Below are 13,430 nucleotides of genomic sequence, written 5' to 3'. Positions count from 1 at the left end.
CTCTATTTCTCAATTAAAATGTCGCACGTAAGTTAATACCATAATTTCTAGTTGTAGGAATACCGTTTAGATCCAGGCCTTGTACATTTCCTGCTCCCTGCGTATTTGTTTCAGGGTCTCCAGGGAATCCAGGAGCAAACATCCAAAGATTTCTACCACTAACACCTATTGATAACTGACCAAAAGGAGTTTTGTTTAGGATACTCTTAGGTAAACTGTAGTTTAATGATACTTCTCTTAATCTATAGGCTGTTGCATCAAAAACAGCTGCTTCTGAAGCGATACCACCTAAATTTTGCCAATATGACTGTGCAGATATCTGAATATCATTTGGACGGTAACTACCATCACTATTCTGAATTACCCCAGGTAAAATTCTTGGTTGATCTCTATCCACACCTGTTTCCTCGATCATACCGCCTGAACGCATATCCACTTGTCCCATTGAGAAAATTTGTCCTCCTTTTGCAATATCAAAAAGAGCACTTAAGCTTATTCCTTTATACGTAAATGTATTTGAAATACCTAAAGTATAATCTTTTTGAGGATTTGCTAATATTTGGTTACCCACTGTTGGTGCAAATAATCCGGTTGTAGGATTGATCAATAATTGACCTTCTTCATTTCTTGCATATTTTGCACCTACAATTACACCATAAGGATATCCTTCAGCTATTGAAGGAGTAATTCCACCAAAGTAATTTACATCTGGAATAACAGTACTTGTTAATTGATCACCACCGACTGGTTTGTCTCCAAAAATTGCGATTACTTTATTTCTGATACGGGTAAAATTCAGATTCACATTCCAGGAAAAGTTATTATTGCGGATTGGATAACCATTTAACATTACCTCAATACCTTTATTAGTCATTTCACCAATATTTGACGTTCTGGTATCGTAACCCGATGAATTCGATACGGCGACATCAAATATCTGGCTTGTACTTCTAGTACTGAAATATGTTACATCTACATCAATTCTGTTGTTCCAAAGACCAAATTGAGTTCCGAATTCGTAAGAATTTACAAATTCAGGTTTCAACTGGTCAAACCCAATTCTTGAACCAATTTGAAAACCTGTTATACTTGAAGTACCAACAGCAATCGGGAAAGTAATGCTTGCAGTGTTATTTCCGTAAGTAGAGGATAAGAATACTGTTTTAAGTAAATAAGGATCTGCATCTCTACCCACTCGTGCAACGTTCGCTTTTAACTTCCAGAAAGAAAGCAGGTCAGATTTTATATCCCACGCATCAGTAGGGACAAAACTTAAGGAAGCTGAAGGGTAAAAATAGGTGTTATTGCCACTCGGTAAAGTAGAAGACTTATCAGCTCTTCCTGTCAATTCTAAAAACAGGTAAGAGTTATAATCTAATGATAATTGAGCATAATGTCCAATTAGTCTACGTCTCTCTTTATTTGAATAAGAACCTGTAAATACTGATGCATTACTTACGTTATCAAATCCGGGAATACTTAATGCACTAGACACAACTCCTGAAGATCTATAGTCTCTTTGATTAATATTCTGTCCTAACAAAAGGCTTGCATTTAATCCTTCTGTCAGAATATTATCTTTTTTAGCTCTGATCATCAAGTCTCCGTTAAGCTCGGAACGGAATCTATTATCTGCATCAATTGCACCTTGTGGAGCTCTTGCCGAACCATTTCTTAGTACTTGAGATCTTATGTCATTATATGTATCTCCTGTAACACGATAAGATACGTTTAACCAATCTGTAAAATCATAACCTATACTTAGATTTCCAAATACACGATCTACATTTGACGTGAAAAACTCATTTTCAACACTCCACAGTGGACTATTTTGAGTTCCTAAGAAATATTGACGCTGACCAGCAGCATTAAGAATTGGGGTACCAATCAGGTCATAACTGACAGGTATACGTGATATCTGTCCAAAGGCACTACCACCATTTCCCATTGTTGATCCGCGTTGACTGGTTTTACCATAAGTGATGGATCCGCCAACTTTAATACCATTCTTTAGTTTTGTATTTCCACCAACGTTAACCGTATGACGGTTATAGTTACTTTCGCGAACAACTCCATTTTGAATTGTACTGGACAGGCCCGCTGTGAAGTTACTATTTTCATCACCTCCGGCTAAATTAGCAGAGTTTTGATAAAATGCTCCTGTTTTATAAAAATCAGTAATATTATTTGGATACGCTTTATAAGGAACTTTTAATCCTGTTCCTCCTTGGATTACAGAATCCATAGTTCCAAATTTTGGCCCCCATGATAATGTACTTTGATTATTATAAATATTTTGGGAACCTTGACCGTATGAGGTTTGGAAATCTGGCAAATAACCTATTTTCTGAAAATTTGCTGAAGAGTTTACGGTAACCTCAGTTTTGCCCCCCATACCTTTTCCACTTTTCGTAGTAATCATCAAAACACCTGCAGATGCTCTAGAACCGTATAGCGCTGAAGCTGCCGGACCTTTCAAAACGTTGATAGATTCGATGTTATCTGGTGGAATATCATTCAAACGGTTTGATGGTTGCGAACCAAACAATGTATTCTGACTATTATCAGTATCGTTACTGAAAATAATTCCATCTACTACAATCAAAGGTTGATTATTTCCACCAAAAGAAGTTATACCACGGATATTGATATTAGTAGAAGATCCAGGTTGGCCAGATGAACTTGTAATGTTAACACCTGCTACTTTACCTTGAAGTGAATTTAAAACATTTGTTTCGGATTTTTGTGTCAGGTTATTTCCTGTTACTGTTTGAGTAGAATATCCTAATGATTTGTTACTTCTTGTAATACCTTGAGCGGTAACAACAACTTCTTCTAAAGATGTCTCATCATTAGACAATTGAACATTGATTGTAGAACGATTACCTACGGAAATAGCCTGACGTTGGTAACCAATGTAGGAAAAGACTAAAGTTACATCTCCAGCTACATTAATGGAATAATTTCCTGAACCATCTGTCTGGGTCGCAGTAGATGTTCCTTGTACCACAATTGACACTCCTTGCACAGGAGTACCATCTGAAGCAGAAGTAACTTTACCACTCACCTGACGATTCTGTGCATAAACAACTCCTACCAGAAGTGTACACACAAGAAAAACTTTGAGTAATTTTTGTTTCATATGTTTGTGTTTATTAATAAATATCTCCGAAGAGACGTTAGTTAAGCAGAAAATATTTGTCTTCTAAGATAGAGATACATCATAGCTAGAAAACGGGTTAGTAACGCACTTAAAACATTTTGTTAAAAAATGTTAAAACAAAAATAATTTTTAAAATCATAAAAACAAACGATTGCATAAAAAACTAATTTAGAACAATCACAAAAAAGTACATAACTAATTGATTATAAGTTATTAAAAATACAATGCAGACATAACAATTTATTAATAAACATGTTGAATCAACGATAATTATGTAACAAAAAAAGCGGTCGTAAAAATTTACGACCGCTTTGCTTGCGTTTCTATAGGTATCCTGAGATATTATTATTTAACGTCCCACCACACCGGATTAGAAACGCTGATGGTACCCGGATATTTGACATTTGTAGTTGCCTCGCTATTAGGATATACCATTCTTATCGGGAATAAACCAGCTCCGATAATAGATTCTTTTGAAACAGTGAAGAATGTAGGATATCCGGTTCTTCTCCATTCATTCCACGCCTCGAATCCCTGAAAACCACACATGGAATAATATTTCTGTGTAATAATAGCTTTCAGTTGCGCTTCTTCACCTGTTCCAAGCTGTGCATCAGGAGCTGAAGTTAAATATGCCGTAGCTTCCGACGAAAGTCCCAAAGCTTCAAAACCTGCGCGTACACCGGATTCATACAGCGCTTGTACTGTACCGGCTCCCCAGCCCTTTAAAGCCGCCTCTGCCTGCAGGAAGTAGCTCTCTGCTTTAGAAATAAGTTTGACTGGTGCCAAGGCTGAGCTTGGAATATTGGCATTTGCTCCTACAACCGCTGCTGGAGGAGATACCAGCTTCCGATTCATTCCTCTGTAGCCACCCTGAGCAATCCAGGCAATCGTATCCTGACCTTCAATCTTTTCAAAGAGCGCAAATTGTCTCGGATCATTGTTTGCTTTGAAAGCATTGATTATTGTACCACTGGCAACGACATTCTGCACGCGTCCCAAAGCTACCATTTCATTATACATCGGATTTTCATTTCCACCTGTAGTGGTATATGCAATGGAAACATCTTTAGAAACAAAAGAAGGATTGGTTGCATATAATGCTTTGATACCTGCTTCTGCTTTCGCAGGATCAACATTGGATATTCTCAGATATGCACGCAATTTCAACGTATTTGCAAAAGCAATCCATTGCTGCGCATCCCCTTTGAATAACATATCCTGCTCTCCCGGATTATTGGCAATAGATGTATTTAACGACTTTAATTCACTTACACCTTTATCAATATAGTTAAAGATACTATCGTATACCACTTGTTGCTTTTCATAAGCCGGATTCAGATTATCTCCTGCTTTCAGCGCTTCAGATAAAGGAACATCCCCGAATGCATCTGTCGCCAGCTGAAAAGCATATGCTTTCAGAATGTACGCTGTAGCACGATATTGTGCATGTGCAGGTCCCTGCGTATTAATAATGATCTCCGCATTGTTTAACGCTCCGCGATACAGATTAAGCCATGCCTGATCTGAATTTGTACCCCTCATATTGTATTGATCGATAGTCTGATACTGAGAGGATGAAGGATTTTGTGTCCAATACTGCGACCACATATTTCCATAGGTCTGGAATTGATTTCCTACAACCTGACTTAATGCAGCCTCTACTGTAGGTAACAGAAGGCTTGGATCAGATTTTTCAGGATTATTAGGATTTTCATTAATATCCAGATATTTATTACAGCTCACTAATGCCACAGATCCCATTATTCCGGCAAGAAGCAGTGTTTTAATATTTTTTCTCATTATGTTCTTTTTATTAGAATGAAACTTTAACATTTATTCCATAGTTTCTCAGCGACGGTTGAGCTGTGTAGTCAAAACCTTGTGCATTACCAGCACCTGCAGAGTTTACTTCAGGATCTGCGTATTTATTTTCACTCGGTGTCCAGATAAACAGGTTATTTCCAAATAATCCTACTGATGCACTGCCAAACGGCGTGTTTTTCAGTTGATTTTTCGTGAATTTATACGAGATAGCCAAACTACGCAATTTGACATAGGAAGCATCCACCACATTTAATCCTGCTTCTCTGGTCGGGAAGTAATCTACTTTATCATATTTTACAGAAGTATTCTCTATACTGTTTCCTGCATCATCCAGATATACGGAGTTAGGGAAAATCTGTCCAAACCGATCCCCTCCGGTTTCAGCAGAAGTACCTGTGAAAGCCATTATATCTCTTGTTCTTGAATAGAACACTCCACCATGTTTCATATCAAATAAAGCATTCAATGACCAGTTTTTGTAGTTTACATTGGTTCCCAATGAAGCCTGGAACTTGGGATTGTAGCTCCCCAGATACTGAGGCTCTCTGGTGATTACCGGTAAACCTGTTTCAGCATCCACAATAGTTCTTCCCTGTGCATCTGTAGCATTTGTTACCGCATAGAATTCACCGTAAGGTTTTCCTTTAGCCGCAACGATAGACATTCCGCTAAATCCACCCAACCTGACCTGATCCACACCTTCCATCAACTCGACAACTTTACTGTTATTTTTAGTGAATGTACCCATCAGTTCCCATGAGAAATCTGCTGTTTTAACAGGAGTCCCTCTTAAAGACAATTCGATACCTGAGTTCTCCACTTTTCCGGCATTGATAACGCTGAATCCGTATCCTGTAGAGTTAGGGATAGGAATACTTAAGATCTGGTCTTTCGAACTGTTTTTATAATAAGAGAAGTCTACAGATAATCTGTTAGCAAAAAATCCTAATTCTGTACCCACCTCATATGAAGTCGTGATCTCCGGCTTCAATAGCGCATTACCGATTGTGGAGCTCGACATTAAAGCTGATACATTACCAAAAGGGAATGTTGTCGTACCAAATCCGCCATTAATCTCTCCTCTGGAGAATGTTGTGATCAACTGATAAGGATCTGTATCATTACCTACTTTTGCAATATTGGCTCTTAATTTACCATAACTTAAGATTTGTCTTGCTTCAGGTGACATCAGTTCAGAGAACACAAATGAACCGCTTACACTCGGATAGAAGAATGAATTGTTAGCTTTTGGCAGTGTTGAAGACCAGTCATTACGAGCTGTTGCCTGTAAGAATAAGTAGTTTTTATAAGATAGATTTAAGTCGGCATATACCCCTACTAATCTTCTTTTACTCCATGAATCCTCGATAAGATCCAATGGTCCGTTACTGTTGGCCAGGTTATACCATCCCGGCATTACTAATCCGGCACTTGCATTTGTTGCTGTGCTGTTATTGGTAGTCTGACGTTGACGGATATTATTTCCTAACATTAAAGATGCCTCAAAATCATCGTTAAACTTATGATTAGCTGTAACCATGAAGTCATGAATGATTTCCGTTACATTAAACTGATCTATGCGATACTGACCTACTTCAGTCTGCTTGTTTGCGGATTGCGAGTAGTTGTCGGTTGTATTATCAGCCGGCGAATACGTAAACTTAGGAGATTCGGATCTGCGTCTGTCAGAGTAATGATCTACACCAATACGCTCTTTGATATCCAACCATTCAAATGGTTTGTACCCGACATTTACATTACCCATAATGCGGTTTACATCATTAAAGTTGTTGTAATTATCCAACACCCAGTATGGGTTCATAGCATATGCACCGTAATAACCGTATAAATCTTCTCTCAGGTTGCCGGCAGCATCTCTTACCTGACCATATCCGTTGTATGGATTAGTAAGATCGCTCATATCCGATACAGGAATATCTCTGGGAGTCTGTAACAAATTATTGTAAACAGATCCGCCACCTTGTCCTCCGCCTATATTGTTACTATTGATTTTATTGTAGTTAGCTGAGATTCCGGCATAGAATTTATTAGAAAATTCTGCCGTTCCATTGAAACGAACCCCGTATCTGTTGTATGTATCTTTTTTACCCGGATACACACCATTCGAATTCAGAGAGTTCAGACCTAAGTAAAAAGTTGTCTTTTCACCACCTCCGGATAAGCTCAGATTGTTATCAGAAGCTACTCCCAGATCGAAGAAGTCTCGTACATTATTCTTTACAGCTGAGTATGGTTTCGTTTGACGGACTCCGTTAATAGCCTGTCCCCATTCTTGTGTCTCTCCCGTAAAAGGAGCTCCCCATGACCAGTTTTCTTTCGGATCATTTTCGAATAATACGTTACCTGCATTATCATAGTAAGAGTATCCTTGTCCATATTGGTTTTGAAAATCAGGAAGTTTCAGGATAGAAGACAGTGTGTTGGTACTGTTGAAAGTGATCTCCGTTTTATCGGCTCCTTGTTTTCCACTTTTCGTTGTAATGATCAATGCACCGTTAGATGCACGTGATCCGTAAAGAGCAGCTGCAGCAGGGCCTTTCAAGACTGTCATGGATGCGATGTCATCCGGATTGATATCATTTCCTCTGTTACCAAAATCGACACTGCTTAAAGAAGAGGCTCCACCAATTACACTTGAGTTGTCAATTGGCACACCATCAATAACGATCAATGCCTGATTATTTCCGGCAATAGAAGATCCTCCTCTTAAAACAACTCTTGAAGAGCTTCCAGGTGAATTGGATGTAGACGTGATATTGACACCTGCTACTTTACCTGCTAATGAATTGATTGCACTTGCATTTTTTCCGGATGTCAGCTCTTCATTGTTTAATGTAGGAGCAGAGTATCCTAATGTTCTTTTTTCTCTCTTAATTGCATTTGCTGTTACTACGACTTCTGCCAGTGCATTGTCCTGATCTTCTAATGACACATTAAATGAGGTTGCTGAAGGCGATACAACAATAGTTTTTTCGTTAAATCCAAGTGAACGAAATACCAGTGTCTTTCCTGCAGGAACATTTAGCGTGTAATTACCATTTGCATCTGTCTGTGTAGCAAGGGTTGTACCTTGTACAACAACAGTAACACCTGGTAAAGCCTGTCCTGTAGCGGAAGTTACTTTACCACTAATTTTCTTCTCCTGGCCAAATGCTACTGAAGTCAGTATCATTGTACCAACGAGAAAACTGAGTAATTTTTGTTTCATCTGTTGTGTTTTAATTAATTATATGATGTATAAAAATGCATCCAACTTATTATAATAATGGTCATCAGATGAGTGAGAACCATATACACCAACGAAAGTCATTTGAAATCGATTCTATCAGATCCGCTAAAGCGAATAAATGGTAGAGAATATAATTGAGACTATCCTGATTGGGGAGAGCAAATATATAAACGCACTGTTGTTATTGCAAGTATTTTAACATTATGCGTTTTCTATTTCATTATTTTCAGAATATGAAGACAAAATTTATTTTTTTGAAAAAAGAATATAGTTTGGAATATATAATAAAAAACAGAACATAAGACACAATTAACACTTATTAACAAAATTTTTAACACAAATTTAACAAGTCGTATTTTACATTTTGGAATGTAAAAAAATCGTAACAAAAGCAATTATTGTATAAGCAATATATGTTTTCACTTATAAATATCAAAAAAGTTACAAAAACAAAAAAAAGTCCGCTGGTACCAGCGGACTTCTTCAACGATTCATAAATAGGTAGTTACTAATACTCTAGCACCTTTATTTCCGTGCGACGATTGGCCTGATGCTCAGCGTCTGAACATTTGACACCATCTGCACACTTATTGACAAGTTTACTCTCTCCATATCCTTTCGCAACAATCCGGTCACGTGCTATACCTCTGCTTACAATATAATCTACAGCGGCCTGTGCCCGGTTCTGCGAAAGCTTCATATTATATTTCGCTGTAGCACGACTGTCTGTATGACTGGAAAGCTCAATCTTAAGCGTAGGATTGTCACGCATCGTTCTTACCAGTTGATTCAGAATCGGCTTAGCATCCTCCCGGATATTGTATTTATCCAGATCGTAGTAGATATTCTCCAGCACAAAGCTTGTTCCTTTTTCTATTACGGGCTGTAAACGAAGGGTAAGTCTGATCGTGGTATCTTTCTGCGGGTACAATGCCGGTACAGCAACAGAATCTCCATGAAATTTTATCTTCTCCGCTACTACGCGGTAATTGGTACGGGCATCCACAGGAAATGTAAACGCTCCCTTTGCATCACTCAATCTTCTTAAAACAACCTGTCCTTTATCATCCAGCAATGTAAGTTGTACATCTTCTATCTGATCTGAAGTCACTTTGTTAAGTGTCTGGCCTTCCAGGCGGATACGTATCTTTGGTTTATCGTACGAAAAGGAGTAAATATCGTCCAGCCCTTTACCTCCGCTGCGGTCTGAAGAAACATATCCGTAAAAGGACTCGGGACTGTCACTCACCATTACATAGCAAAAATCATCAGAAGCTGAATTGACAGGGAAACGCAGGTTATGTCTGTTATGAAATGTATGCTGTTGTCCTTCTGCTACAAATATATCCAGCCCGCCCATTCCGGCAAAACCATTACTGGAATAGTACAGCTTACTACCGAAAACGGAAGGGAACATTTCGTCACCTGCAGAGTTGATCTCTTCGCCGGCATTGACCGGAGTGCCCCAGCTTCCATCAGCCTGACGTATACAATACCAGATATCTACGCCCCCTTTACCTCCCGGCATATCCGAAGCAAAATAAAGTGTTTGCTCATCGTCACTCAAGGCTGCATGTCCTACTGAATAGCTCTTTACATTATTATAAGGGAATGCAACTTCGGTCCAGCTATCTCCGGATCGTGTATAGATCAACAGTTCCAGATTGTGTTTCTTGAACCTATAGTTACCTGAACGTTGTTTCTCCGCATCTTCCCCCGGGTGAGTACGGGTTACGAATAGTATATTTTCTTCTTTATTAGCTGCTACAGGACCTACGTGATAAGGTGCATTATTAAATACGTCCGGTAAGATGCTTGGATATTTTAACGTAATACCATCATTTTCTTTGCTGGATGAATAAATGCGCAGATATGGCCGTCCTGTCATCCCTGATGTTTTCCCATCCCATCCACTCGGTTCTCCGACATATAACACACTGTTGTACAAAGGTGTCGTACCGAACTCTGAATAACGGGTATTGATTGTCTCTTCATTCTTCAGTTTATGAAGTGTTGGATTTGCCATCCATACCACAGCAGAATCCGCTCCCTGTATGGCAAGAGATACTTCTGCAGTCTTCCCCGTACGTGTACCATATTGTGTAAACTGCTCTTTTGCGGCTGCATAATTTCCGTTCTTCTTAAGCGTTTCAGCATAGTTCAGCTGAGACTGATCTGAAAACTTACCACCATCTATCACACGGGCATACCAGTTTTGAGCTAATGTATAATCATTAATCCGGTAATAGCATTCTGCAAGACGCTCCATATCCTGTACACGAGGTTTCTTTGTGTCTACCAGTTTCTCATAAATCCGTGAAGCATTATAATATTCGTACTGATAATACAGTTTATCTGCTGTAGAACGCAGACTAAGCTGTTCCTGACCTTCTACAGAAGTTAGCCCGCCTATCATCAATATGGCGATAACGAGCAACCTATATATATTCTTTACCTTCATTGTATTTGTATGTTATTCTGCGATATGGTGATATAGCAATACCATACGCTATTAACTCTATAACCTTATAACCCTTTACTAAAAGAAACGCGGACTCAGATACTGGCTTGCTCCTCTGCGACCAAACGTAAGTCCAAGTGTGATCTCATGTGATCCATTCTGCAATCCGCTCATTCTGTTGATCATCGCATCATAGGAATAGCCGATACGAAGACGCTCTGTTGCATAGAACTGCGCAATACCTGTAATCGCATTCATAGCACTTAATTTGTCTACGGTACGATCCTGATAGGTGCGGTTGAAGATCTTAGCACGGGTACGATATCCCGCTCCGATCCAGAATTTACTGTTGAATACGAACATGGCGTTTACATCCAGTGAAGTAGGCCCTTTAAAATCTTCTTTGATCAACATACTCGGTCTCAGGTGTACCCCCTGGCTTAGTTCGAACAGAGCTCCTGCAATCAGGTAACCACTGATTGTACGATACAAACTCTCTGAGGTATTCTGGTTGAACCGGTAATCTGAGCCTGAATTTGTTCCGTTAAACAGATCCTGAACTGAAACTCCTGCATACCAGCGCGGATTGTAATAATATACCCCTAAACGAATATCCGGTGCCCAGTCTGAGATCTTACCTGTCGGAATCGTCGGGTCTCCGGGTTGATTCGGATCAAGTTTATTTCCATCGAGACTATATTGAGTAACACCCCCTGCGATACCGAGACTTAATCGCTGTGTATCTTCATCATCCAGTTGCAGACGGAAAGCATAATTGCCATATATAGATGTTGCAGCCTGTGCGCCAAGTTTATCAGCAGTAATATTGAGACCAACACCATGACGTTTGGATACAGGATCTATCACCCCATCTATAGATACCGTACCAGTCTTCGGAGCTCCTTCCCAACCGGTCCACTGACTGCGAAGACCAACCTGAGCAAACCACTCCTCTTTGTATCCGGCATAAGCGGGATTGACACTCATCGAATTGAAGATATATTGCGTAAACTGGATACTCTGCTGCGCTTCAACACTACGCAGTCCCAGTATACCCACAATCATCAGTATATATTTTCCGTATTTCATCTCAACTATATTTTGATGTTGATTCTTTTATTTCTTTATTCTAATTGCGTTTGATCAGTACATCCCCTTTAAATATACGGCTTTTACCGTCTTTCACCGCTTCGATGATATAGAAATAGGTGCCTGAATTAAGACCGCTACCTTCCCATCTGTTATCATAACTGTTATTGCGGTATACTTCATTTCCCCATCGGTTCACGATTGTCACTCCGATACGATCATAATATTCATAACCGATAATCTCAAAGTAGTCATTGATCCCGTCTCCGTTAGGTGTAAATACATTCGGAATATGCAGATCACGTGCGTTTACATTAATTGTCACTTTAGCTGTATCAGACAATCCGTTTTCATCTGTAATACTGTATTCAAACTCATCCACCCCTACGAACCCCGGATCAGGAATATAAGTTACTGTTCCGTCTACATTCACCGTAATCTTACCATGTGAAGGAGGGATTACTATCGTTACAGAGGATACTACAATGGGACTTGTTCCGGCATCATCATTCTGCAGGATATGGAATACATTCTCATTTTTTGTGTATTCATCCGCATAAGGCAGATCGAAGGTGTCGTCGTTTGCAACAGGTCCTTTAAAGCTCAGCTTCGTCATCCATGTTCCGGAAATAGTACGTGCAGCATACGTTTGAAGAGCTTGCCGGGTGTGTACACCTGTAGATTCCAGTTTGGTCACATCTCCAACCCAGTTGCCATTGCCGGTATACTGCATGATTTCAGCTGTTTTGTCAACATACATTTTACCGTTAGTGATGGACTGATGGATCAGTGTATAATCTGAAAGCAGGTTTTTATCAGCGAACACATGCCATACTCTGTCCATACCGATTTCTTTATCTTTAAGCTCTATATTTGCACCGGCAGCCTCATAATCTACTACTCCGACATAAAGTCTGCTCTCTCCCTGAGGAGTCAGGATTGCAGGTGTATAACTACTCTCATCAATACCTATCGGGAACAGGAATTTCTCCCCAGCTTTGAAACTTTTAATCAAAAGACTCTTCGTGATATTGCCTGTAACCACATATCCGTTTATATTCTGATTAGGACTGTTAATACTACCTGCGTTCAGCAACTGTGCTTCGGCTCCCAGTACAAGCTCGTAACCATTCAGCAGGATATCTCCGCCCTTAACATTGAAATCTATATTTGAAGCAACTTTCAGCGCAGCAATATTATCTGTCTTCTCCTTCAGATTGTATCCCGGGTCGGTTATATCAGCTAGTTTAATATTTGAAGGATTATCGATGATGATATTCACAGCAATAAATTCTCCGTCATTTCCATCAATGACTGTTGCCTGATTACCCCAACCTGCATAGTATGGATTAGTTCCAGGATCTTTCAGAATCAGTTTACCAGCACCACGAATCCTGGCAGTAGGTGCTATCCAGATCTGTTTACTATACACATACAGGTCTCCATTGATCTGCCAGTCCGCATCAGGACCAATATACAGACTCTCCGAATACACAACATCTGAAGTTCCTTCGGCTACAACCATACGCCCGTTGTCTGAAAACAAACTTTTTTTACCATCCTGTGCAAATCCTTTCAGCCCGAACGGCAAAATCAGAATTAACAAAAATATTTTTATCTTATTGATCATATCAGTTCTT

6 protein-coding genes are annotated in these 13,430 nt (G+C 39.4%); all 6 read right to left on the bottom strand.

The window, feature by feature from the left end:
* Positions 1-13: 13 nt before the first annotated feature.
* Complete coding sequence (locus I6J03_RS10745; protein ID WP_003012005.1) at positions 14-3,142, bottom strand: SusC/RagA family TonB-linked outer membrane protein; 3,129 nt, start codon at positions 3,140-3,142, stop codon at positions 14-16.
* Positions 3,143-3,508: 366 nt separating this feature from the next.
* Complete coding sequence (locus tag I6J03_RS10740) at positions 3,509-4,966, bottom strand: SusD/RagB family nutrient-binding outer membrane lipoprotein (RefSeq protein WP_232279853.1); 1,458 nt, start codon at positions 4,964-4,966, stop codon at positions 3,509-3,511.
* A gap of 13 nt (positions 4,967-4,979) precedes the next feature.
* Entirely contained in the window at positions 4,980-8,219 is a 3,240-nt protein-coding gene (locus I6J03_RS10735; RefSeq protein WP_003012001.1) for a SusC/RagA family TonB-linked outer membrane protein, read from the bottom strand.
* A 529-nt stretch (positions 8,220-8,748) separates the two neighbouring features.
* A complete protein-coding gene (locus I6J03_RS10730; RefSeq protein ID WP_003011999.1) occupies positions 8,749-10,701 on the bottom strand; it encodes an OmpA family protein in 1,953 nt (650 codons plus the stop codon).
* A gap of 78 nt (positions 10,702-10,779) precedes the next feature.
* Positions 10,780-11,790 (bottom strand): PorP/SprF family type IX secretion system membrane protein, encoded by a 1,011-nt coding sequence (locus I6J03_RS10725; RefSeq protein ID WP_003011997.1) that lies wholly within the window; start codon positions 11,788-11,790, stop codon positions 10,780-10,782.
* 40 nt (positions 11,791-11,830) lie between these two features.
* A complete protein-coding gene (locus I6J03_RS10720; RefSeq protein WP_003011995.1) occupies positions 11,831-13,420 on the bottom strand; it encodes a T9SS type B sorting domain-containing protein in 1,590 nt (529 codons plus the stop codon).
* Positions 13,421-13,430 lie beyond the last annotated feature (10 nt).

This window comes from Sphingobacterium spiritivorum, assembly GCF_016724845.1.
Lineage (GTDB): Bacteria > Bacteroidota > Bacteroidia > Sphingobacteriales > Sphingobacteriaceae > Sphingobacterium > Sphingobacterium spiritivorum_A.
This window is presented reverse-complemented; position numbering and strand designations above follow the sequence as displayed.